A 23,506-nucleotide genomic window follows, 5' to 3' on the forward strand; every position below is an offset into this window, starting at 1 on the left:
GAAGCCTTTAATCGTTTCGATTACAAATAGGTGTGCGGTCCGAATACCTCATAGTGGATTCGTTCACGCGCCACGTTGTGCCCTTCTAGCTGTTTCACCACACTCTCCATAAAGGCAACAGGGCCACAGATGTAAAAATCCGCCTCGCTCAGCGGTAACTCATCAGCCACCAAGCCAAGGTCCATATTGCCAGCAAAGTCCGCTTGTTCATCCAAGTACCAAGCGAATTGTTTCCAGCCTTTCTGATCGATTAGCGCAGCGGTTTCTTGTTTGAACGTGTGTTGCTGTGGGTTGTTACAAGCATACAGGTAGCTCACGTCTTGCTTCTCATCGTGAGCCAATGAATGAAGCATAGATTGAATGGGTGTCGCACCAACACCAGCAGACACAAGTACGACTGGGTTGTGCTTCTCCTGATAGTAAAAGTCACCCGCTGGCGGATACAATTTCACGGTATCGCCCAGTTCTACTTCATCATGCATGAAGTTAGACACCAACCCCTTGTGCTCACCCGCTTCACGTTTGATTGAAATGCGGTAGTTTTGACCATTTGGCATATGAGATAGCGAGTATTGGCGAATCTCAACGTTTTCACCACCCGTTGGCTTTACTTCAATACCAAGATATTGGCCGGGACGATAATCGACCACCTGCCCACCATCTACAGGCTCCAACACAAAGCTGGTGACGTACTGCGATTCTGGCTTTTTCTCAGCGACTCTAAATTCGCGGCCGTTCTCCCAACCACCCATTGCTTGCTTGCGTTCTTGATACAGCTCTTCTTCACGGTCGATAAAGATTTGAGCCAGGAACAGGTAGGCGGCGGTCCACGCTTCCTCAACTTCAGGCGTAAATGCATCAGACGCGAGTTCACGGAGTGTTTCAATCAAATGATGGCCAACAATCTGGTAATGTTCTGCTTTGATGTTAAAGCTGGTGTGTTTGTGCGCGATACGCTCGACTGCAGAGGTCAACGCCTCTAAGTTTTCGATGTTTTTCGCATAAGCTGCCACGGCTTCAAACAGCGCGACACTCTGACGCCCCGTTTTCTGATGTGTCATGTTGAAGATGTCTTTAAGCTCTGGATTGTGCGAGAACATACGTTGATAGAAATGCTGAGTCAGTGCCGGACCTGCACTCTCTAGTAATGGAATCGTGCTCTTTACGACTTCAATATGTTGATTGTTGAGCATGAACTTTCTCCTCGTTCGATTTTAAGTGTTTTATAATTTTCCTTTACTAGAGCACGAACAGTGCCAACTCTGTAAAACACTGCTTTCACTGAGTTTAAGAGAATTAACCTCTCCTTAAGATGTCAATTTGACACCTTTATTTTATGTCAGAATGACACTAGACTATCAATATTACTCACACTCATTGACGTGATCTTGTGCAGCACAAGTTTCGAAGTGAAATCAAAGAATTGAACAAGTATGCAAGATATTTCTGTCTCAACCCTTATCGATATGACCATTGGCCTTGCCGCTGGTGATACTGACCATGAAAGATTCAATAAACTATTAGATGCGATTCGAAAAGCGATCCAATGTGATTGCGTTGCCTTACTGTCATTGCAAGGTGATACCCTCGTGCCGTTGGCTATGCAAGGCTTAACTCGCGATACCATGGGACGTCGCTTTAAAGTCGACGAGCATCCCCGATTTAAAGCAATATGCGAATCAAAATCCGCTGTCCGATTTGATTCAGACTGTGCCCTTCCTGATCCGTTTGACAACTTACTGCTCGACTATGACGGCGATCTGCCTATGCATTCTTGTATGGGGCTTCCACTCATCTACTCAGACAAACTCTTAGGCGTACTGACGCTTGATAGTATGACGCCAAACCTTTTCAATGACATCCCAGCCCGCAGCCTGGAAGCCCTTTCTGCGATTGCAGCATCGACACTGAAAGTGGCATTAACCGTCAGTCAGTTGGAGCAACAAGCCAAGCAAACGCAACAAAAGTTTGAAGAACTCAACGAAGAGGCTTGGGAGCGTGATGGCGGTGAAATAATAGGCTCTAGTATTGCTATGGAGTCATTGCGAGCAGACATTGAGGTCGTCTCGCCGTCAAATTTCAACATTCTGATACATGGCGAAACGGGCGTCGGTAAAGAGCTCGTCGCCCGAAGCATCCACCATCTTTCGCAACGCCGAAAGCAGCCTCTTGTCTACGTTAACTGTGCCGCGATACCTGAGAACTTGGTTGAGAGCGAACTGTTCGGACACGTAAAAGGCGCATTTACTGGTGCAGAGAAATCACGGATGGGGAAATTCGCCCTTGCCGATGGAGGTACTCTGTTTCTGGATGAGATTGGTGAACTACCTTTGGCCGCACAAAGTAAGATTTTACGCGCTCTGCAAAACAACGAAATTCAACCTGTCGGACAAGATAACGTTGAGAATATTGATGTGCGTGTACTGGCCGCGACAAACAGAGACTTAAAACAAGAAGTCACAGACGGTCGCTTCCGCTCAGATCTGTATCATCGCTTGAGTGTCTACCCTATCGACGTACCTCCACTGCGAGAACGCCAAGGGGATGTGACGTTACTTGCAGGGTATTTTCTGGAACAAGCGAGAAGAAAGCTAGGAATCGTGCAAATCAAACTAGGTAAAGAAGCGCAACAACAGCTTCACAGCTATAACTGGCCGGGTAACGTGCGAGAGCTTGAACATGTTATCAACCGAGCTGCACTCAAAGCACGTGCCCGTGGTGTGAATGGAAAGCTGATTACCGTCTCCATTGATGATATTGGCGATCTTCAACCTCTGGGTCATCTACAATCTGGCTCAGTAACGATGCCTGATGAGATTCCCCACATGCCAGACTGGTCTAGGGGATTGCGTGAAGCGACCGATGACTATCAGAGAGCACTCATCACCAAAGTACTCACCGAGGCCAACTTTAATTGGGCACAAGCTGCCCGTGAGTTAAAAACTGATCGTGCCAACTTAACCAGACTCGCAAAAAGATTGGGGATAACCATCACTAAGAGCCACAAGATAAGTACACTCTGACGGTCAACTTAGATACAATACAGCACCTAACAAGGGAGAGGACGCTCAACCGCTCCCTTACCCTGTCAAGTCATCATCAAAACCTATAATTAAAGGAATGTTATGAAGTTTATTCGTTGGTTTTTGGGTCGCGTTATTCTGCTACTCAACTTCATCTTTTCGCCTAAAGGAATCAAGCGCTCAGAAGAGTCGCAGCAAGAGATCGATACAAAAGCGCAGTCAATGGCACTTTACCAGTTCGAAGCGTGCCCATTTTGTGTAAAAGTGCGTCGTTCTATGAAACGTCAATCAGTTAAAATCGAACTACGCGATGCGAAAAACAATCAGCAACACCGTGAAGAATTAGAAGCAGGTGGTGGTAAAATAAAAGTACCATGCCTAAGAATTGAAAAAGCAGGCCAAGTAGAGTGGATGTACGAATCTTCGGATATCGTTACTTACTTGGAGAAAGAGTTCGCCTAACCCAAAATCAGCAAGGATTGCCTATGTCATACGTGCCTTTAAATATCAATCACATCAAAGCCATCGTTTTTGATTTGGATAATACTTTGGTCACGTCTGACATGGATTTTGCTTGGCTAAGAGAGCAACTAGGCTGCCCATTGAGCAGCGACTTGCTCTCTTATGTTGACGATATTGAGTGCAGCGAAGAACGCGCAAGAGCACATGACGTTATTCTTAACCATGAGCTGGAAGACGCGCGTACATCACACCCAATGCCTGGATGCCTTTCCATTCTTGAATTCATCCATAGCAACCACTTTTTGACGGCTGTCATTACGAGAAACTGCGCCGAAGCGACCGATCAAAAAATTGCTCATAATCGCCTCAACATCCCACGAGTGATCACGCGCGAACACTTCCCACCTAAACCGTCACCAGACGCCTTGATTGCTCTAGCGCAAGAATGGCAGCTGCAATGTCACCAAGTTCTCTATGTCGGCGATTTTCTGTATGATCTTCAGGCTGCATTTAATGCCAAAATGCCGTCATGCTTAGTGACTCATGGCAAAGAGGTTGCGTTTAGCGAACAAGCCTCGCTTGTTGTTGATCACCTCCATGATCTTGAAGACTTCATCAGTCGTCACTTAATCCACGCTTGATGAAACAATAATCTTTCTTGCACTTGAAAAACCGTTGTTGAGTAACGATGTAAGGGTTACTCCTACTGACAAACCGAGAACGATATTACTCGGCTTACCCACGATTTAGGCCAAAAGGTCCTAGTACTAATTTATGATTTCTACAATGAAAGATTCGTCCCCCTCTTTGGCGAAACAGCTCTTCAAAATGACTTGGCCAATGATGTTTGGCGTTTTATCGCTGATGAGTTTTCAGCTGGTTGACAGCGCCTTTATCGGTCAATTAGGGGTGCTGCCCCTAGCAACACAAGGTTTTACACTGCCAATTCAGATGGTCATTATCGGAATCCAGGTTGGCCTTGGAATTGCGACCACGGCCGTTATTTCAAAAGCATTAGGGGCAAATGAAACACGCTATGCTCAACAACTCGGGGGGCTAGTCATCACAATCGGCAGCATTGCGGTTGCGGTTGTATCCATCATTATCTATCTCATCCGTGACTCTATACTGCTATTGCTTAGCGCACCGGATTCTGTCTACCCTGTCATCGAGAGCTATTGGATTGTTTGGCTGGTCAGTGCATGGACTGGGGCATTTCTGTACTTCTTATACAGTATTTGTCGTGCAAACGGGAACACTATGCTGCCCGGCACCATGATGATGGTCACGAGTCTACTCAATTTGGTGCTCGATCCTATTTTCATTTTTACGTTAGATATGGGCATCAACGGCGCAGCGATTGCGACAATTATTGCGTTTGGTACGGGGATTTTGATTGTTGCACCAAAAGTCAGTAAGAATCACTGGCTGAGTTATGACTGGAGCGATCTGAATGTTGTTAAAAGCATTCGTTCAATCACCAATATCATGGGCCCTGCGATGATAAGCCAACTGTTACCGCCTTTGTCTTCAATGCTCGCGACAAAACTTCTAGCGAGCTTTGGCACTGCGGCGGTTGCAGCGTGGGCGATTGGTTCTCGCTTCGAATTCTTCGCTATTGTTGCCGTTTTGGCGTTAACGATGTCAATGCCGCCTATGATTGGCCGTTTGTTAGGGGCAAAAAATCTACAAGATATCCGTAAGTTGGTGATCATTGCCTGTCAGTTTGTACTCGGCTTACAGCTTGTTATTGCGCTTATAACGTGGATGTCCTCTGCACCACTCGCACAACTCATGACCAGCGAGCAAAGTGTGACTGATATTTTGCATTGGCACCTTCTCGTCGTCCCAATCAGCCTCGGACCACTGGGAATATGCATGCTAATGGTGTCAATTTCGAACGCACTTGGAAAGTCGTATACCGCTCTGACAATTTCCGCCCTAAGGTTGTTTGCTTTTTTCCTGCCGTGCTTATGGCTAGGCTCACAAATCGGTGGTCTAAAAGGTATCTTTGTTGGTGCACTGCTGGGGAATGTTCTCGCTGGTATCAGTGCTTGGTTTATGTACCAGCAAGCAATCAAACAAATTGAAGATAAGCTGAAACGTATCTAGCCACTTTTTCCTATCAATGGCGACTCAGAAACAAAACGTTGAAAATCGGATTGTCGTCGCCGTTTGATTTCTCTTATTGATATAACTAACCTCATCTCGGGGGTATTTAATTCATTTTTTAAGCATAACCAACAACATAGACGGATGACGGGACAGACAGAAACACGTATGATTCTGCGTACCTTTTTTCTCTAGCGAATATCATGACAACACCATCCCACCACCCTCTTCAAGGCGCTAGCTGGATGCTAACTGCTGGCTTAGCCTTTGCCATTGTTAACAGTCTTGCGCAAGTCGCAAGTATTAACTACGGCTTATCGTCAACAACGGTCGCGCTGATCCAATACGCAGTTGCTCTTGTTGTCATCCTTCCCTACCTTAAAACGCTGGGGATCAGACAATCTTTAAAAACTGACCACTTAGGAATGCATGTATTCCGCGTCTTCCTATCTGTTATTGGCATTCAGCTCTGGCTATGGGCACTCGCCTATCCGGTTCCTATTTGGCAAGGTATCGCGTTGCTGATGACCTCACCACTTTTCGCAACCGTTGGTTCAGGCTTACTCCTTAAAGAAAAAGTTGGCGCTGCGCGTTGGATAGCAACACTAACAGGCTTTGTGGGGGCAATGATCATTCTCGAGCCATGGGCAGATGACTTTAACTGGGCATCATTACTTCCAGTGGGTGCGGCCTTTTTCTGGGCCTGTTATTCACTTATGGTGAAAAAGCTTTCCTCTGATGACTCGCCGTCCACTATGGTGGTTTATCTTCTGATCCTAATTACGCCGTTTAACATTTTACTTGCTTTACCTGAATGGAAAATGCCAACAGGTGGAACGATATGGGCAGTGCTTATTGCTGCTGGCGCGGTCACAGCCTTAGCGCAATGGGCTATTGTAAAAGCATACTCTGTCGCTGATGCTTCGTTTGTACAGCCGTTTGACCATGCCAAATTGCCGCTCAATGTACTTGCTGGCTGGATGGTTTTTGGCTGGGTGCCACCAGGTCGCTTATGGTTGGGAGCCGCGATCATCATCGGCTCAGTCGCGTTCATTACTCAGTGGGAAACGAAAAAGTCTAAACTGCTGAAATAATTCGTACTGATTGCCTTTCTATTTAGCAAAGAGCTTCAGGAGATACTTTTATGACAGACCCAATCAAGATTACTCTCTACCGATGGGCCGGCAGTTGGGGCCCATTTAGCGTAAAAATTCCTTGCGGTGAATGTACGCTTACCAAAGACATTCTTAGCGATGCATTTGAAAATGAACTGGCTGGTGTTCCAATTAAGTTAGAAGTTAAAGATTGGCTTTCTCATTGGTGGGAACCACTTAAAGCTGGGGCATGGCACGCGCCAATCATTATGGTAGAAGGCAAGGTCATCAGCCAAGGTGAAGCGCTCAACCGAGGCGTTTTGATCCAGTCTGTCATTCAAGAGTGGACAAAGCGAGACACGCTGAAAGGGAACATTGTTTACGGCAAAGCAACCTGTCCTTACTGCGTTAAAGCCAAACAAATGTTGGACGATGCAGGTATTCAGTACCAATACTTCGATGTGGTTAAAGACAGCGCCGCGCTGTATCGAATGATCCCAGAAGTCAAAGCAATGATCGGAGAAAAAACGCCCGTGACGGTTCCTCAAATCTGGATGGATGGGCAATATTTAGGTGGCTCGGACAACTTAGATACTTGGCTGAAGAAAAAAGGCCTGAACAAAGTGCCAGATAACGTCGTCAAGCTCGGATAACGCCCACTCCCTGAGTGCGAATATGAACCATCACCAAGACACATTAAAAATCACAAAGAAACTTGCCCTAAGTTTCGCATTTGTCTTAAGACCCAATCAACACGCCTTTGAACATAGCCGCTCATAGGAACGGGTTGAATTCTATATGGGTTAGGTAACACAACGGCAAGCTGCGCCGCCTGATAACGCGCTAAGCGATGGGCAGAAACACCAAAATAGTGTTCGCTAGCGGCTTGAACTCCGTAAATTCCAGGACCGAATTCCACCACATTCAGATACATTTCCATTATTCGCTCTTTTCCCCACATCAACTCTATCAGGAGCGTGATGTAGAGTTCATAAGCTTTGCGGATGTAAGTACGACTGGGAAACAGAAACACATTTTTGGCGGTTTGCTGAGTGATGGTACTGGCTCCGCGATTTGGCCCCTCTTGCCCGCTGTTTTTGATCACCGACGCGAGTGCATTGACATCTATCCCCCAATGGTGAGGAAAGCGTTGATCTTCCGATGCCATGACCGCGAGCGGCAGCGAAGGTGAAATTTCAGATAAGGGCACCCATTGATGCTGAGATTGTTCAGGATAGCCTTTTGGTGGGAAAAAAGTACGCGAAATCTCCCAGCCCCAAAACGGCGGATTGACGAACTTTAAAATGAAGACAAGAACAATAGGTACGCCAAATGCTAAAGCAAATACCGTCATTAACACTCGTTTGATTCGACGTCGAAGTCCTCGAATAAAAGCTTTCACACCCCTACCTTCTGTATCATTCATCACTACCTTTTCAACAATGCTTAGTTAACCCGATTTTGCGCTGGGTGATGTCCACTGCGTGTTAAAGAATGGACGAATTATCCTTCTACAGTCCATCTGCGAGTTTGAACATACCTGCGAATAATCTCGCTCAACACTTAGACTCATTGCAACAAATAACCTAAATACAACAAAGCCCCGAGAGTCGGGGCTTTGTTACAAAACTGAATGCGTGATTACTTCGCTACTTTCTTCATCATGCGCTTGAAGAAAGACGCTTTCTTCGCTTTAGGTTTAGTCATCGCTTCATGCATTGCTTGCTTAGCGATCATCTGACCTAAATATGCACTGCCTAATTCGTGATTCATCGTTATCTCCTAGAAATTAGGAGTGTGATTTTAATCACAATTAAAACAAAAACAAGATCTAAATCACATTATTTTACACGTTTAGGCTGCTGATAGGTTTTCCCTGCTGCTTGGTACGTATCTTTACGTTTCACTTCAAACATCGCCTCGAAAAACCAAGAGACAAAACGAATGACGTCATCACCTTCGTTCATGACATGTTCAACGAACTCTTGCTCCTCGCCCTGATCGTTTTCCTGAATCGTGACATGGTAAATACGCTTTTCACCTTCCACTTCTGCTAGAGCGAATTGGCCCGTCAAAGACTGAGCAGCACCTGCAACTTCTTCATCCTCGTAGGTTTTAAGCGTTTCTAAAGCTTGTGGAAGTGTCTCCTTCTCACAAAGCGTTTTCACTAACTGTTCAAATTCTTTCTGTTCCATATTTATGCTCTCAATGGCCGGACTGTTTCTGCGCGCATTGTATCAGTCACCTCGCCGCTTTCAAGTTAACTCTCTCGGTAAGGGGTCGTTCACTGACTCGTCTGCCATCCAATTACGAATTCTTAACGCTCTTCTCTTCATTCATGCCTTTTAGCAATGACTGATTAGGTGTAAATTACCGCTAAGTTGCACATAATCATGTTGTTATAGCTTGGATTAGTTCCCAACAAGAATAACTAAGGATAGAGGTATGGATTGGCTTCAAAGTGTTCAAAGTTACATTCGCGTGGTTGATGAAGGCAGCTTCAGTGGTGCCGCACGTAAAATGAACACCACCAGCTCAGCCATCAGTAAACGTGTTCACTGGTTAGAGGAACGGATCGGCGTTCAACTGCTAAAGCGAACAACGCGTAGTGTCACACAAACGGAGGCAGGTGCCCTTTTTTATGAAAGGGTAAAAGTGCAAATGGAAAGCTGGCAATCGATAGTGGATGAAACGCGCTCAGTAAACCAAACACCCGCTGGCTTACTCAAAATCGGGGCTACACTTGCCGTTGGCTCAAAATTCTTGGTGCGCTACCTGAATGATTTTTTACAAATGTATCCTGATATACGCATTCAGCTCATTACGACAACACCAGGTCAACTTCCTGAACTCAGCCTTGATCTCTTTATTAGTCGAGAGCTGGAGCAACTTAACTCTCTCAGCTTCAAAGCCACACCGCTATTTGAGCACAAAGCAGGTTTTTACGCTTCTCCAGATTACATTGCCCGCTTTGGCGAACCTAAAAACGCCCTAGAACTCAAAAACCACAATGCCCTAATCTGGGGAGAAAAAACGCAACGTGAAGTTAAACTCTCAAAAGGGACACGAGTGCTACTCACAGGAAACTTTGCCACGACAAACCCGGAAGCGCTGTTTTATGCGGCCAAAAATGGCATGGGGATATTGATCACCAACGATTTTATGATCAAAGACGAGTTGAACGCGGGATCGTTAAAACGCATCGTTCCTCACCTTACCGCTGACGAAGCCACCATATACGCGTACTACCCTAAACTCGATTTTCAACACACCCGCACCAAACTGTTTCTCGACTACCTGAAAGAAAGGCTTGCTCAAGAAAACATCAATTAATTGAATTCAAAATTTGCCTATCTATGCTACATCATCCATATTTAATTTACTCCTGACTCATTACATTTGGTGTTTATAAAAAATGGGGTCTCTATATGGCTAGGAATGCAATCAAAGGATCGTCGATCAACTTAGACGTTATCTACGATACCTTAGGCTTAGATGATGCGTCTCTGTTGGATAAAGTAGCGTTAGTGTTACACCAGCAATTTGGGTCTATTTGTACCTGTATAGTCGAATTTAATCAGATTGGTACTAGGCTTAAAACATTGTCATATGCTTGCGAAAATCAGCTCCAGCCGCCTCAAGAGCACTCTATCGAGGAATCCACTCTCTTCAAGATCATCAGAAAAACTGGGAAAAATCATGTCGTTTACAAAAACGGAGTTAAAGATACTTTTTCTTCTCCCAGCTTCTTCAAGGATAAAGGAGTAGAAGCTTTTATCGGCATTCCTCTTCGCACGTCTAATGGAGAAGTATTAGGGGTATTACAATCTTCTTTTGCACACACACTGGATGATACAGACGAACTTGTTTACTTCCACAATCTGTTTGCTAGGTTAGTCGTTCACTACTTAAGAGAGAAATGGTTTGCTGACAAATCGCAGATGTTAGTCAGCCAGTTAAGCTTTGAAGTTTCCCACGATAGCCTTACCGGGCTTTTTAATCGAGATTGCTTATCAAACAAACTGGACACGCTGACAACAGAAGGCCGTCACTCCTTTACCCTAGCCTATATCGACATTGATAACTTTAAATCCATTAACGACATTTATGGCAATCACATCGGTGATCAAGTCATTAAATTCGTCGCGAATGCGGTACAAGACGCTATTACAGAATCTCAGCTCGCATTTCGTATCGCGGGTGATGAATTTGCCTTTATCTCCTTGTCTGAAGATCCTTTTGAAATATGTAATCGGATCATTGATAAAATCGAGCCTGGCTACCGAGACTTCGCGCATACCATTAAGGTTAAAGTCAGTATCGGTTTAGCCAGTAACAGCGCGCAGCACCTGACATCTGACGAGATCATCCTCAACGCGAGCTTAGCGCTTAAGGAGTGTAAACGATCTCGCAACCACGATATTCAGTGCTACGATACGCACTTAAGCGTACAGTATTACCGACGCTCAATGGTCATTGAAGCGCTGAGAAAAGAGCTGACCAAAGATATCGAAGAGAGCAACGTTTACATCGTCGTCCAACCCATTGTGGGGCGAAACTCACAACAGTGGGATCGATTTGAAGTATTAGCACGCTGGCACAGCAAGAGGCTTGGCGATGTTTCTCCGCTAGAGTTTATCAGTGCTGCGGAACAGTCCGGACTGATTATCGAGCTAGGCGAGCGTATCCTTAAGCTTGCCTGCCAAGCCAAACAACTATTAGATCAAGGGCTGGGTTATCCAGTCAAATTGAGTATTAACTGCTCTGCTTGTGAAATACAAAACTCTACTCGTTACCTTAGTAACCTGATCAACACGATTGAAAGTCATCAATTTAAACCGAGCGATTTTATCATTGAGCTGACAGAAACGGTCTTACTGTCGAAAACGAATGAAGTGAGAAAGACTTTAGATGACTTGAGAGTGCTAGGATTTTCAATCGCACTCGATGATTTCGGCACTGGCTATTCTAGCCTCAACTACATTCACAGTTATCCAATAGATTACATAAAAGTCGATGCGGCGTTTATTCGAAATATGGTATCCAATAAAGCGTCTGAAAGAATCGTTTGGTTAATTATACAGCTTGCCAAACAACTCAATGTCGAACTAATTGCTGAAGGTGTCGAGACGAAACAAGCACTAGACAAACTTTACTCTATGGGGTGTGAGCACATCCAGGGATATTATTTCTCTCGCCCACATACTCCATACGATATGGTGAATCTGTATAAACTTAACGTAGAGTCTGATTCGAAAGTTTCTCATGGATAGCACCTCTACTGAATAAGCCGTTGTAGAGGTCACGAGAAAATCTTGAGGGCTGGTTTTCTTTTTATCTTTAAATGCTAATAATTATCATTTATATTTTAGATTGAATTTGCCAATATTCTAAAATTAAACGAATGAAAAGATCAGCGGATTAACAAAAGGTACCAACATGACTCTACCCTCAACTCAACAATACCGCATAGAAAAAGACAGCATGGGCGAAGTGAAAGTCCCTACTGATGCGTTGTATCAAGCTCAGACACAACGGGCGGTCGATAACTTTCACTTTAGTCGACACACTATGCCCGAGACATTTATTCAGGCTTTAGCGTACATCAAACAAACCGCAGCAATAACCAATGCTCAACTAGGCTTATTGGAAGGTGATATTTCCAATGCGATTGCGGATGCGGCACAAACCATTATTGATGGTCAGCACCAAAATCAATTCCCGATAGATGTATTTCAGACTGGCTCTGGCACAAGTTCAAACATGAACGCCAATGAGGTCATTGCAACGCTTGCCAGCGAGATTCTAGGTGGCGACGTCAGCCCTAACGATCACGTCAATATGGGCCAAAGCAGCAATGATGTTGTCCCTTGTGCGATTCAAGTCAGCGCAGCGCTCAGTATCGAAAAGCAGCTACTTCCCGCTCTAACGCACCTGATATCAACCCTTAAAATCAAACGACTAGAATTGGGGGAGATCGTTAAAACCGGTCGAACGCACCTGATGGATGCCATGCCAGTCACATTCGACCAAGAATTAGGAGGCTGGCAATACCAAATTGAGCAAGCAAAGCAAGGAATTGAACAGAGCTTAGTCACCGTTAAAGCGCTGGCACAAGGTGGTACAGCCGTCGGCACAGGCATTAATGTCGATCCGCGATTTCCCCGCATGTTTGCTGATAATTTATCGCAAACCACGAAGTTGAATTTCACGTCCAGCAGCAACTTTTTCTATAACCTGAGTAGCCAAGATGCCATTGTCGCACTCTCTGGCCAATTAAAAACGGCGGCTGTCGCGTTAATGAAAATGTCGAACGATCTACGATGGATGAACTCTGGCCCGCTAGCTGGCTTGGGTGAAATAGAACTTCAAGGGTTACAGCCAGGCTCTTCAATCATGCCGGGCAAAGTAAACCCTGTGATTCCAGAAGCGGCCGCTATGGCGTGTGCTCAAATCATCGGTAATGATACGACCATCACTGTGGCTGGGCAGTCCGGTAACTTTCAACTTAACGTGATGCTGCCCGTCATTGCGCACAATATTTTAGAGAGCATTGAGCTACTGACGAATAGCTCTGTCGCTCTAGCTGATAAAGCTATCGCTACCTTCACGATTCGAGAAGACAACTTACAGCACGCCTTAGCAAGAAACCCAATATTAGTGACGGCGCTCAACCCAGTCATCGGGTATTTAAAAGCCGCTGAGATTGCTAAAAAAGCGTATAAAGAAGGGCGAGCTATCATAGATGTCGCAGAGCAAGAAACCGATCTGGACAGAGAAACACTAAAACGCCTGTTAGACCCCGCTAAACTGGCGCAAGGTGGGTTAGCGGAATAACAAAGCACACTCCTTGTGCGACATTCTGGTTAGATCCAAGCCAGAGAGAGCAGCAAAAGTGGCACAGCAATCACTGATGCCATTTTTGCTAGCGATGCCATTTCACGCAAAATCACGTCACGTTTTGGCGACAGAGCGACTTCAGCAGATTGCACCACATTAGCTTGGTTCGCGTTCATTCAATTTCCTCATAAGTAAAACCAAAATTTCAGGACGCCAAGTCTAAGCGTTTATCCAACAAATCGAAAGAAACAACCTCAAAATAAGGTGGCCATTTAAAGTTAAATAAATTGGTCGAAAGGCTCGCGATAAATGAATAAGGAGTGAATAGAAAAACAAAAACGAGCGTTTAGTAAAATTAAACGCCAAGGTGATGGTTTACAAAAGTTAAACATCAAGTCATTGATTATTAGTTAGTTTTTACCTTATCCATACATCACGACATCCTAAAAATTTAGTGTAGTTAAAAGCTAAAAAAGCTCTATACTTTGTAACATGCATTTTCAAGCACTTTTACAATTCATTATCAAGCTTCCACCATCGATCACATATGTAACAAAGCAAAGTGCGCCACTATTAACAATTGTGATACTTATTACGCCGCAGTTAACGTGGTGATTAACATTGGTCACCATTAAACCTACAAATACAAAAATAAATAACTACATAAAGTGATTGTCAATCGACCAGGAGATTAGCCTAACATGTGGAACATTCTTAAAATCGCGAGCGCGTTTATTGGAATTATCGTCGGAGCTGGGTTTGCATCCGGACAAGAAGTGTTGCAATACTTCACAAGCTTTGGCCTCTGGGGCACTGCAGCAGCCGTTGTCGCTACAGCAATGTTTGCATACCTAGGCATGATGCTAACTATGCTAGGTTCTCAAACAAAAACGATGTCGCACAAAAAAGTCATCTACCAAATTAGCGGTCGTTGGGTTGGTGTCATCGTCGATTATGTCATCATCTTTACGTTGTTTGGTGTAGGTGTCGTGATGATCGCGGGAGCGGGCTCGCTTCTAAACCAGCAATTTGACTTACCAGCGTACGCCGGTAGCATTATTCTTACTGTACTGATCGGTCTGACGGCGATGATGAATGTTAATCGCGTTGTCGCAGTAATTGGCAGTATTACACCATTTTTGATCGTCGCTCTCGTTGTGATTTGTGCTTACAGCATTATCACAATGGATCAATCTTTTGACTCACTAGCGCCAATTGCAGAAAGTGTAGAGTCTACACTTCCACACTGGTTTGTTTCCGCTATTAACTATGTTTCTTTCAACCTTGCGGTTGGTGCTGCTATGGCGCTGGTCATGGGCGGTGCAGAAACAAATCCAAAAGTTGCAAAACTTGGTGGTCTACTAGGCGGCGCTGGTGTAGGTGTCTTGATTATTCTTAGCCACTTAGCCCTATTCTCAAAAATTGAAGTCGTTGCAAACTACCCAATGCCACTGCTAAAAATCATCGACATGATTTCACCAGCACTATCGACCTTCATGACGTTCATTCTGTTTGGTATGATCTTCAATACTGCAGTCAGCATGTTCTACGCATTTGCAGCGCGCTTTGTGCCAATGAAAACACCAAAAGCAAACAAATTCATCTTCGCTACTCTGGCTGTAGGTTTCGTTGCTAGCTTTGCAGGATTCACTCAGTTGGTTGCGGTCTTCTACCCACTTATCGGTTATTTAGGACTATTCCTGGTTGGAGCACTTATCTACGCACCATTCAAACTGAAAAAAGACTCAGCCAAGCTTCAGCGTCCTGCTTTCGCTACTGAATAATCCAGATTACTGATAGCGTAACTAGCGCTCACTAAGAGACAAATTGTATAAATTAAGCCGCTGAGAGTTCAGCGGCTTTTTTCGATAAAAGCTTTCATCAATGCGGTGAAATCTTCAAACTTTTCAATCACCCTCTCATCATTACGCCTAATTCTGCAATGACATGACTGTCTTCTTCTATATAGGTTAATTACTATTAATCATATAAAATCAATATCTAAGTTAACTACACCATTTCGTAAACGCTATTTCACTTAGATACAAAGTAATTCACGAACTCGAATCATTTTAAAAAAGTAGGTATTTATGAATCAGGCGAGTCTGTTGGTCAACGAAACAAGTTTTCAATTGGAGCATTGCTTGCAAGCTCAAAAATATGAATTTAACAACTCAGGCCAAGAGTCTTACCAGGAGCGAAAAGAACATCTAACCAACCTAAAAAAAATGATAAACGACAATCGTGAATCGTTAATCAAGGCCATTCAGGCGGATTATGGTCATCGCTCCTATCATGAAACGCTGATAGCAGAAATCATTCCAGTGACTGACGATATTACTTTTAATATTAAACACTTAAAAAAATGGATGAAGCCTCAGAGCAGAAAAATCGACCAAGTTTTATATACGGGAGCAAAAAATAAAGTCATCCCTCAAGCCGTCGGTGTGGTCGGAATTATTACGCCCTGGAACTTTCCGCTCAACTTGAGTTTCTCTGTGATATCCGCAGCCTTTGCAGCGGGTAACCGCGCCATGGTGAAAATGTCAGAAAACTCCATTCAATTAACCCGACTACTGAATCAAATTTCACCTAAATATTTTTCATCAGATAAATTAGCCTTCTTTGAAGAAACAGGGGGCGTGGGTATCGAGTTTTCTAAACTCCCCTTTGATCACCTATTTTTTACAGGTTCTGGTGAAACGGGTAGAAAAGTGATGGCCGCTGCTTCTGTGAATCTCACTCCTGTCAGTTTAGAGCTGGGAGGAAAATCGCCCGCTATTATTGCGCCTGATTTCCCGATGGAAAAAGCGGTAGAGCGCATTATGTACGTCAAACAGTTCAACGCCGGTCAAATATGCGTTAACGTCGATTACGCGTTTGTACCAGAGAACAAGCGAAATGAATTTGTTTCCGATGCGAAAGCGTGGGTTAAAAAGCATTGTCCCGATATCAACAGCCAAGACTATACGTCAATCATCGACGATACATCTTTCCAACGTTTATTGGACACGGTTGAAGATGCACAAAATAAGGGGGCTGAAGTCATTAACCTAAGTGAACAGGACCCTGATTCAGATAGCAGAAAATTTCCGCTTATGTTGATTATCAACCCAAATGAAGACGCGATCATCAGCCAACGCGAGACCTTCGGGCCGATTTTGATGGTAAATACGTATCAGGACAGTGAACAAGTCATCGACTACGTGATTCAAAGAGACCGCCCATTGGCCATGTATCCGTTTACCAATGACAAACAACTGGCAGACTTTTACATTGAACGCCTATTGTCAGGAGGCGTTTGTGTAAACGACGCACTGTTCCACGTTGCACAGCACGATATGCCATTTGGAGGCATTGGGGCAAGCGGTATGGGGCATTACCATGGCTACGAAGGCTTTTTAACCTTTTCTAAACTTCGCCCTGTGTTTTACCGTGGTCGTTTCTCGAGTATGAAATACTTTATGCCGCCTTATACCCGTTTGACAGACAAAGCATTAAAGTTCGTTGCCAAGCTAAAGTCTTAATACCAAGTAGAGTCAACGCGATTTCTCAACATATGTTGACTATTTATTGAAAAATCGCGAAAAAAAGCCCGCTGATTGTTCAGCGGGCTTTTAAAACGGGAAACGATCACGACACTTTAAATTGCGATACAAGTTGACCTAAATCTTCAGCAAGGCGCGCAATTTCTGCACTCGAACTGCTTGTCTGATTAGAAGCAACGGCGTTTTCCTCCGCAACACGCTTAACATTCACCACATTTTTATTAATTTCTTCCGCCACCGAGCTTTGCTGCTCAGAAGCACTGGCAATTTGCATGTTCATGTCGTTGATAACGCCTATTGCACGAGTGATCGCATCAAGAGCATCATTGGCTTTTATCGCTTGCTCAACACAATTGTCGGCTTGATTTCGTCCTTGTTTCATTGCTTCTACCGTCGTTTTCGTACCGACTTGAAGCTGCTCTATGATCGCTTGAATTTCAGACGTTGATCCTTGCGTCCTTTCAGCTAAAGAACGTACTTCATCAGCAACAACGGCAAAACCTCTTCCTTGCTCGCCTGCCCTCGCGGCTTCTATTGCTGCGTTCAGCGCAAGTAAATTAGTCTGCTCTGCGATCCCTCTTATTACTTCCAGAATATTACTGATGTTAAGGACTTCTTGTTGTACCTCATTCAACTTTTCAGAGGAGTCGTTCACACTGTCCGACAAAGAGTTAATTGAACTGATGGTCTGCTGAACAACGGCTGCACCTAAACTTGCTTCTTGATCGGCTTGGTTCGCTGCATCAGAGGCTTTGGCTGCATTATCCGCGACTTCACTCACTGTGGCCGCCATTTCGTTCATTGCAGTCGCCACCATTTCGGTTTCCGTTTCCTGCAAATTAATTCCCTTGGATGTCTGCTCCGTGACCACAGCCAACTCCTGAGAAGCGGATGCCAGCTCAGCACTCGCGGAAGAGATAGTAGAGACCATCTGCTTGAGATGATTCGCGGTATTTTGTACGGCTTCCAAAAGCTTCCCTGTCTCATCTTTACTCGTTAAGCCAACATGGATCGTCAAATCACCTTTAGCAAGTTGATTCGCCGCATCGACCGCTTTTTGGATCGGCTTGGTGATCGTAGTCGTTAGCAAATAAGCCGCGAGCACACCTAACACAATAGCAATGACAGACAAAATAATGGTAAGCGTCACACTTCTATCCGTGTTTTCCTTAAGTACAGGGCCAAGGGCATCTTGGTCTTGCATTACGGACAATTTCACGCGCTCTGCACTTTCTGCCACATGAGGGCCAAGGACATCTAATGTGTTGTGAACAATGTTGTCACTTTCCACGATAAGGTTGCGAATCTCGTTCATCGCTAAAAGATAATCATCATGTGATTGCACGAACTCAGTAAGTAAGCTTCTGCGTTTTGGGTTCTGTAACAGGGTATCGACTTCTTTTAGCTCAGGTTTAAGTAGGACATCCATGTTTTCAACCGCCAACTCAAAGTCCTCTTGTAAACTCGTATCAAGAAACTTGACGACAAACAAACGACCAACCAGCATTTTCTCCAGAACATTCGCCGCTTGATAAGCCGCTTCAACATCCCCATCCTGATACGCTGACGCCATGATTTTATGAATAGCCGCCAACATTTTTTCGCCATTAGGTACTAAGCGAGTTGTCTCTAGCGTATTTCGCTGATCGGTTAGAGCCACCACTTTATCAAACGCGCTTTTATAAGTACTAATGTCCTTATCAATCTCTGCGATTAGTGATGCTCGCTCTGGCTTTTGGATCTCTCGTTTGGCGTCATTGAGAAACTCCTGCATAGCGGTGGCGTAATCATTGTACTGCTGTATGTCACCGTCGCTGTTAGTGATCAAATAATCTTTGACGTTCATGCGCAGCATCAGCATTTGAGTCTGCAATCTGCCAGAGAGGTTAGAATCCCGCGCTAACTCTCGATACTCCGTGATACCATCATCTGCTTTTTGTAGAGCATATATTCCTACCCCTAAAACGAGCGAAAGCAGGGCTAAAACGGCGCCGAAGCCCAACCCAATTTTAGCGCCCAACCTAAGATTCTTTAACATCATCACTTATCCCCGTCCCTGACATCAAAATGCAACCAATAGTATATGCGCGATGTCTAAGTCGTTATGATAACTTCGTTGCATAATTAAACGGTTTTTAATCTGAAAATAGAATCTGATTGGATGGCTCTCGCGATAGCATCCACTCCATAATCGGACACAACGGTTTGGAAGATCATGAATAAAGAAAACAGACTGGATTACAAACACGATAATGTTTGGTGTACGGGCTAGATAATTAAAAGAGAACTTTTATAACGTGCGCCTTAGGCTTGTACACAGAAACGAAAAAAGCCCACTGATTACTCAGTGGACTTTTCGAATGTGGCGGAGAGATAGGTATTAGTCCCAAAATCAGATATTAAAGGCAGTCTACAACCCCACGGTCATATGTAAACTGTAAAACAGGGCACGACCTACCAGCTCAGACGCTAAGATCAATACCAGTGCAACCGTTAAGTTAAGTGGATTGACACTCGATTTATTGATCATTGGTAGCACCCAGATGAGTAGACCAACCAGTAAAAGTGCCACTTGCACACTCAGGTAGCCGCCAAGTCCATCCACCAGCTCAGAAGCTTTAACAATTGAACTTTGTACTTCACTCACAAGGTTCATTTTGCCCACCGTCACGACCAAGCTAATCGCAACCGCAACAACAGCCAGCATCACGATATTACGATCCACAGTGAAGCGGCTATCCTTGGCAGATACGATCACCAGCTGCGATAGCAACAAACCACCTACCACCATTGTCATCACAAAGCTTAGCGGTGTGTAAATGTTAAACCAGGTTGGAACGGTATTGATCATGTACACATTCACCATGGAATACATAAAGATACAACCCAGAACCATCGCACCAATCATTAAGATTTTTTGAAGTGCGGCACCGCCTTTATTCAGTACTGACAGCAACCACTGTAGTCCACCAACAGCGAAGAACGCAGCACCAAAGAACACTTCATTCGACAGCCACGCTGAACCTAGCTGATTAAAGGAGTTAAATGCGCGTAGCGGAGAGCCTAAATGGGTGATCGAGAACAGAAAGCCCAACCCCATGATCGCCCACAGCGCAAACATCGGCACTTTGTAGCTGTTGATTTTTGCTTCATCAAAACCCATGGCCAACGCACGCGCGCTAACGAGTAGGTAACCACCGACGGCCGTTTGCGCCAGCACCGTAAAGAAGATTAAAGAATACTCATGGAAAATCATCTTAAACCTCCTGAGGGTTTGCTAAATAGCCCGTTGTATCACCCGTTGGCTTAGCATTCTTGTTCAACTTAATCACAATATTGGGCAAAGTCAGGTGTGAAGAAGGTAGTGGCGCAACGTCAGCGTTTGTGCCGTATTTCTCACGTAATACCTGGATTTCCCCAAATTCCAACGCACGCAAAGGACAAGATTCAACACACATTGGTTGCTTGCCATCAGCCACACGCTCGTAGCATCCATCGCACTTAGTCATGTGGCCTTTCTCTTTGCTAAACTGAGGCGCGCCATAAGGACAAGCGTTGCTACAGTGCTGGCAGCCAATGCAAACCTCTTCGTTTACTACCACCAAACCATCTTCTTGGCGTTTGTGCATCGCGCCTGACGGACACACTTTCACACAAGCTGGATTTGAGCAGTGGTTACACGCGATGGACAAATAGTAAGAGAACACATCGTTTTGAATCCACGTATCTCCATCTTGGACAAAGCCGCCACCAGCGTATTCATACACGCGGCGATAATTACGCTTCACGTCCAAGTCCCGATAATCTTTACAAGCAAGCTGGCAAGTTTTACAACCTGTGCATTTACTTGAATCTATGTAAAAGCCGTATTGTTTCATCCTTACCTACCTTATGCTTTATTAGCCAACTTAATGTCCACCAGATTGGTGTGTTGTGGATTACCCTTCGCTAGCGGACTAGGTCGTTGGGTGGTTAACACGTTAATCGAGCCGGCGTGATCGATTTTTTGTCCATCGGGGGCATACCAAGCACCCTCACCTAACGCGACGACGTGAGGCAAGATACGTGGTGTGACTTTTGCGGGAATCCGCACTTCACCGCGATCGTTAAAGATACTCACCATGTCACCGTTTTTGATTCCACGAGCCTCGGCATCGATCGGGTTGATCCATACTTCCTGACGCGCAGCGGCTTTAAGCAAAGCGACGTTACCGTATGTAGAGTGGCAGCGCGCTTTAAAGTGGAAGCCAGTCAGTTGCAGTGGGTACTTGGCTGTTAGCGGGTCATTGTGCCCTTCAAACGAATCCACATAGATAGGCAGTGGATGAATAACCTCATCTTCTTTTAGCGTCCATTCTTTAGCAATGTTCGCTAGTGTTTCAGAGTAAATTTCAATCTTGCCACTTGGTGTTGAAAGTGGATTGGCTTCAGGATCATTACGAAAGTCTTGATAAGCGATGTAATCACGCTGATATTGACGCTTATAAATACCCAACTCTTTCATCTCTTCAAAGGTTGGTAGAGATGGGTCTTGCTTGCGGGTTTCCGCGTACAAATGTTCCACCCACTCTTGTTGCGTCCGCCCTTCGGTAAACTCTTTCTCTACTCCCATACGTTTGGCGATTTCAGAGCACATTTCGTAGATACTTTTCGCTTCGAACTGAGGCTCGATCGCTTTCTGGGCATAGATGAAATAAGGCGCATTTGAAGCTTTGCCGTCCATCGCCCAGTCATCTTGCTCAGAGGTGGTTAAATCCGGCAGGATAATATCGGCGTACTTAGCGGAAGATGTCATGTGGTTATCAATCACCACGATCATTTCACACGCTTTGTCATCTTGTAGAATTTCGTGAGTACGGTTGATCTCCGCATGCTGGTTAATCAAGCAGTTGCCCGCGTAGTTCCAAATCATCTTGATCGGATTGGCTAAGCGCTCTGCACCGCGCACACCATCGGTTTTGTCTGTCATTTCATGGTGGCGATAAATCGCGTCCGTCCACAAGAACATCGAGATAGAGGTTTTTACTGGGTTAGGTACCGTTGGGAAACGAACAAAAGGAATACTGATATCGCTTTCACGCGCACCTGTTGAACCACCAGACACACCGACAGAGCCAGTCAGTAGAGACAGCATAGCGATAGCGCGTGATGCTAATTCACCGTTCGCCGTACGTTGCAAACCCCAGCCTTGGTGAATGGCACATGGTTTGTTTGCGCCCATTTCTCGGCCTAATTTGATAATGGTGTCGACAGGAATCCCTGTGATCTTAGAAGCCCATTGCGGCGTTTTTTCTACCCCATCGTCACCCAAGCCTAAAATGTATGACTTGTAGTCGCTGTTTTTTGGTGCTGACGCTGGCAGGGTTTTCTCATCGTAACCGATACAGTATTTATCGAGGAAAGCCTGATCGACATAGTTCTCCGTGATCAGCACATGCGCCAGGCCTGCCACCAACGCCGCATCCGTAGAAGGACGAATTGGAATCCATTGGTCTTCACGCCCGCCTGCGGTATCCGTATAGCGAGGGTCAATAATGATGGTTCTTACGTTGGACTTGTTCTTACTCTCGACATAGTGATGAATCAAACCACCACCCGACATACGCGTCTCAGCTGGGTTGTTACCAAACTGAATATTGAGTTTTGCGTTGGCTAAATCCGAGAACGAGTTGTTCATCGCCCAACCGCCGTAAGTATGGCTAAGACCTTCCGCAATTTGCGCTGTGGAATAATCGCCGTAGTGATTTAAATAGCCACCGCATAAATTCATCAGACGAGCAATCAATGTGGATGCTGGCGGCCAAGACTTAGTGACCGTCCCGCCAAGCGTGCCCGTACCGTAATTTAAATAGATTGAGTCATTGCCGTAGTCTTTAATTAAACGCTGCATCGTCGTGGCGACTTCATCGTATGCTTCTTGCCAACTGATACGCTTAAATTTACCTTCACCACGCTTCCCAACCCGTTTCATTGGGTACTTCAATCGGTCTGGGTTGTAGACTCGGCGACGCATTGAACGTCCACGAAGACAAGCCCTTACTTGAGGACTGTCTCCAAACACGTCTCCACCTGTATTATCGGTTTCAACATATTTGATCTCACCATTTTGTACATGCATGCGGAGCGGGCAGCGTGAACCACAGTTTACTGTACATGCGCTCCATACAACTTTCTCGTCCGTTGTTACTGATTCTGCCGCGCGCGCAGGGCTAGACTTAAATGGTAAGCTAATACCACTGGCTAACGCCGCTGCGCTACCTACCGCAGAACTCGCTTTAATGAACCCGCGACGAGTCAGATTCATCAAGTCAGATTGCTGTTTATTCTTCGTCATAATTGGATGCCTTAACATTTCATGCATATACCACTTTAGGGGTATGACCATTCCATTAAAATGATGAGCCAACTCACTATTGATATAAATCAA

The 23,506-nt window shown here is 45.0% G+C and carries 20 protein-coding genes; 11 read left to right on the forward strand and 9 right to left on the reverse strand.

The genetic code is table 11. The features are described from left to right. Positions 1-20: 20 nt before the first annotated feature. Positions 21-1,193, reverse strand: coding sequence for an NO-inducible flavohemoprotein (gene hmpA, locus NP165_RS15475; RefSeq protein WP_257086651.1), 1,173 nt, complete (start codon positions 1,191-1,193; stop codon positions 21-23). A 240-nt stretch (positions 1,194-1,433) separates the two neighbouring features. Here hmpA and norR point away from each other — a divergent pair, with 240 nt between their 5' ends. From norR to NP165_RS15505, 6 genes are all read left to right on the forward strand, one after another. After that, positions 1,434-3,023, forward strand: a complete 1,590-nt coding sequence (gene norR / locus NP165_RS15480; RefSeq protein WP_257086652.1) for a nitric oxide reductase transcriptional regulator NorR — start codon at positions 1,434-1,436, stop codon at positions 3,021-3,023. Positions 3,024-3,125: 102 nt separating this feature from the next. After that, the gene (locus NP165_RS15485; RefSeq protein ID WP_257086653.1) at positions 3,126-3,485 is read left to right on the forward strand and encodes a glutaredoxin family protein; all 360 of its coding nucleotides are present in this window, start codon (positions 3,126-3,128) and stop codon (positions 3,483-3,485) included. Between the two features lie 23 nt (positions 3,486-3,508). Continuing rightward, positions 3,509-4,126: an HAD family hydrolase gene (locus NP165_RS15490; protein ID WP_257086654.1), complete on the forward strand. Its 618-nt coding sequence runs from the start codon at positions 3,509-3,511 to the stop codon at positions 4,124-4,126. 133 nt (positions 4,127-4,259) lie between these two features. Further along, positions 4,260-5,597: an MATE family efflux transporter gene (locus tag NP165_RS15495; RefSeq protein ID WP_257086655.1), complete on the forward strand. Its 1,338-nt coding sequence runs from the start codon at positions 4,260-4,262 to the stop codon at positions 5,595-5,597. Positions 5,598-5,800: 203 nt separating this feature from the next. Beyond that, positions 5,801-6,691: a DMT family transporter gene (locus NP165_RS15500; protein ID WP_257086656.1), complete on the forward strand. Its 891-nt coding sequence runs from the start codon at positions 5,801-5,803 to the stop codon at positions 6,689-6,691. Positions 6,692-6,741: 50 nt separating this feature from the next. Next, a complete protein-coding gene (locus NP165_RS15505) occupies positions 6,742-7,344 on the forward strand; it encodes a glutaredoxin domain-containing protein (RefSeq protein WP_257086657.1) in 603 nt (200 codons plus the stop codon). Between the two features lie 50 nt (positions 7,345-7,394). On the opposite strand, the gene mtgA is transcribed toward NP165_RS15505, so the two are convergent. The 3 genes from mtgA to NP165_RS15520 all read right to left on the reverse strand — a co-directional run bounded on the left by mtgA (position 7,395) and on the right by NP165_RS15520 (position 8,886). Next, on the reverse strand, positions 7,395-8,045 hold the full coding sequence (gene mtgA, locus NP165_RS15510; protein WP_257086840.1) for a monofunctional biosynthetic peptidoglycan transglycosylase: 651 nt from the start codon (positions 8,043-8,045) through the stop codon (positions 7,395-7,397). Positions 8,046-8,332: 287 nt separating this feature from the next. Continuing rightward, positions 8,333-8,464, reverse strand: coding sequence for a hypothetical protein (locus tag NP165_RS15515; RefSeq protein ID WP_257086658.1), 132 nt, complete (start codon positions 8,462-8,464; stop codon positions 8,333-8,335). 68 nt (positions 8,465-8,532) lie between these two features. After that, the gene (locus NP165_RS15520) at positions 8,533-8,886 is read right to left on the reverse strand and encodes a hypothetical protein (RefSeq protein WP_257086659.1); all 354 of its coding nucleotides are present in this window, start codon (positions 8,884-8,886) and stop codon (positions 8,533-8,535) included. A gap of 250 nt (positions 8,887-9,136) precedes the next feature. Between NP165_RS15520 and NP165_RS15525 the strand changes: the two genes are divergently transcribed. The 3 genes from NP165_RS15525 (at position 9,137) to NP165_RS15535 (ending at position 13,528) form a co-directional block, all read left to right on the forward strand. Continuing rightward, the gene (locus tag NP165_RS15525; RefSeq protein ID WP_257086660.1) at positions 9,137-10,024 is read left to right on the forward strand and encodes a LysR family transcriptional regulator; all 888 of its coding nucleotides are present in this window, start codon (positions 9,137-9,139) and stop codon (positions 10,022-10,024) included. Positions 10,025-10,119: 95 nt separating this feature from the next. After that, positions 10,120-11,964: a putative bifunctional diguanylate cyclase/phosphodiesterase gene (locus tag NP165_RS15530; RefSeq protein ID WP_257086661.1), complete on the forward strand. Its 1,845-nt coding sequence runs from the start codon at positions 10,120-10,122 to the stop codon at positions 11,962-11,964. A gap of 166 nt (positions 11,965-12,130) precedes the next feature. Beyond that, complete coding sequence (locus NP165_RS15535) at positions 12,131-13,528, forward strand: class II fumarate hydratase (RefSeq protein ID WP_257086662.1); 1,398 nt, start codon at positions 12,131-12,133, stop codon at positions 13,526-13,528. 29 nt (positions 13,529-13,557) lie between these two features. Here the strand turns inward: NP165_RS15535 and NP165_RS15540 are convergent, their stop codons facing one another. Further along, positions 13,558-13,707, reverse strand: a complete 150-nt coding sequence (locus tag NP165_RS15540) for a hypothetical protein (protein ID WP_257086663.1) — start codon at positions 13,705-13,707, stop codon at positions 13,558-13,560. Positions 13,708-14,232: 525 nt separating this feature from the next. Between NP165_RS15540 and NP165_RS15545 the strand changes: the two genes are divergently transcribed. Both NP165_RS15545 and NP165_RS15550 read left to right on the forward strand, forming a co-directional pair. Further along, complete coding sequence (locus tag NP165_RS15545; protein WP_257086664.1) at positions 14,233-15,315, forward strand: YkvI family membrane protein; 1,083 nt, start codon at positions 14,233-14,235, stop codon at positions 15,313-15,315. 360 nt (positions 15,316-15,675) lie between these two features. Continuing rightward, the gene (locus NP165_RS15550; RefSeq protein WP_257086665.1) at positions 15,676-17,058 is read left to right on the forward strand and encodes a coniferyl aldehyde dehydrogenase; all 1,383 of its coding nucleotides are present in this window, start codon (positions 15,676-15,678) and stop codon (positions 17,056-17,058) included. 106 nt (positions 17,059-17,164) lie between these two features. On the opposite strand, the gene NP165_RS15555 is transcribed toward NP165_RS15550, so the two are convergent. From NP165_RS15555 to NP165_RS15570, 4 genes are all read right to left on the reverse strand, one after another. Then, a complete protein-coding gene (locus NP165_RS15555; protein ID WP_257086666.1) occupies positions 17,165-19,120 on the reverse strand; it encodes a methyl-accepting chemotaxis protein in 1,956 nt (651 codons plus the stop codon). A 369-nt stretch (positions 19,121-19,489) separates the two neighbouring features. Next, positions 19,490-20,335 carry a dimethyl sulfoxide reductase anchor subunit family protein gene (locus tag NP165_RS15560; protein ID WP_257086667.1) on the reverse strand — a complete coding sequence of 282 codons (846 nt, stop codon included), beginning with the start codon at positions 20,333-20,335 and terminating at the stop codon, positions 19,490-19,492. A gap of 1 nt (position 20,336) precedes the next feature. Then, positions 20,337-20,957, reverse strand: a complete 621-nt coding sequence (locus tag NP165_RS15565) for a DMSO/selenate family reductase complex B subunit (RefSeq protein ID WP_257086668.1) — start codon at positions 20,955-20,957, stop codon at positions 20,337-20,339. A gap of 11 nt (positions 20,958-20,968) precedes the next feature. Then, positions 20,969-23,413, reverse strand: coding sequence for a DmsA/YnfE/YnfF family dimethyl sulfoxide reductase (locus NP165_RS15570; protein ID WP_257086669.1), 2,445 nt, complete (start codon positions 23,411-23,413; stop codon positions 20,969-20,971). Positions 23,414-23,506: the final 93 nt, after the last annotated feature.

This window comes from Vibrio japonicus (assembly GCF_024582835.1).
Classification (GTDB): Bacteria; Pseudomonadota; Gammaproteobacteria; order Enterobacterales; family Vibrionaceae; genus Vibrio; species Vibrio japonicus.

Bases quoted from the DNA above. Each gene is read 5' to 3' on its own strand.
- hmpA (WP_257086651.1), bottom strand. From the start codon at position 1,193: ATGCTCAACAATCAACATATTGAAGTCGTAAAGAGCACGATTCCATTA.
- norR (WP_257086652.1), top strand. From the start codon at position 1,434: ATGCAAGATATTTCTGTCTCAACCCTTATCGATATGACCATTGGCCTT.
- NP165_RS15485 (WP_257086653.1), top strand. From the start codon at position 3,126: ATGAAGTTTATTCGTTGGTTTTTGGGTCGCGTTATTCTGCTACTCAAC.
- NP165_RS15490 (WP_257086654.1), top strand. From the start codon at position 3,509: ATGTCATACGTGCCTTTAAATATCAATCACATCAAAGCCATCGTTTTT.
- NP165_RS15495 (WP_257086655.1), top strand. From the start codon at position 4,260: ATGATTTCTACAATGAAAGATTCGTCCCCCTCTTTGGCGAAACAGCTC.
- NP165_RS15500 (WP_257086656.1), top strand. From the start codon at position 5,801: ATGACAACACCATCCCACCACCCTCTTCAAGGCGCTAGCTGGATGCTA.
- NP165_RS15505 (WP_257086657.1), top strand. From the start codon at position 6,742: ATGACAGACCCAATCAAGATTACTCTCTACCGATGGGCCGGCAGTTGG.
- mtgA (WP_257086840.1), bottom strand. From the start codon at position 8,045: ATGACGGTATTTGCTTTAGCATTTGGCGTACCTATTGTTCTTGTCTTC.
- NP165_RS15515 (WP_257086658.1), bottom strand. From the start codon at position 8,464: ATGAATCACGAATTAGGCAGTGCATATTTAGGTCAGATGATCGCTAAG.
- NP165_RS15520 (WP_257086659.1), bottom strand. From the start codon at position 8,886: ATGGAACAGAAAGAATTTGAACAGTTAGTGAAAACGCTTTGTGAGAAG.
- NP165_RS15525 (WP_257086660.1), top strand. From the start codon at position 9,137: ATGGATTGGCTTCAAAGTGTTCAAAGTTACATTCGCGTGGTTGATGAA.
- NP165_RS15530 (WP_257086661.1), top strand. From the start codon at position 10,120: ATGGCTAGGAATGCAATCAAAGGATCGTCGATCAACTTAGACGTTATC.
- NP165_RS15535 (WP_257086662.1), top strand. From the start codon at position 12,131: ATGACTCTACCCTCAACTCAACAATACCGCATAGAAAAAGACAGCATG.
- NP165_RS15540 (WP_257086663.1), bottom strand. From the start codon at position 13,707: ATGAACGCGAACCAAGCTAATGTGGTGCAATCTGCTGAAGTCGCTCTG.
- NP165_RS15545 (WP_257086664.1), top strand. From the start codon at position 14,233: ATGTGGAACATTCTTAAAATCGCGAGCGCGTTTATTGGAATTATCGTC.
- NP165_RS15555 (WP_257086666.1), bottom strand. From the start codon at position 19,120: ATGATGTTAAAGAATCTTAGGTTGGGCGCTAAAATTGGGTTGGGCTTC.
- NP165_RS15560 (WP_257086667.1), bottom strand. From the start codon at position 20,335: ATGATTTTCCATGAGTATTCTTTAATCTTCTTTACGGTGCTGGCGCAA.
- NP165_RS15565 (WP_257086668.1), bottom strand. From the start codon at position 20,957: ATGAAACAATACGGCTTTTACATAGATTCAAGTAAATGCACAGGTTGT.
- NP165_RS15570 (WP_257086669.1), bottom strand. From the start codon at position 23,413: ATGACGAAGAATAAACAGCAATCTGACTTGATGAATCTGACTCGTCGC.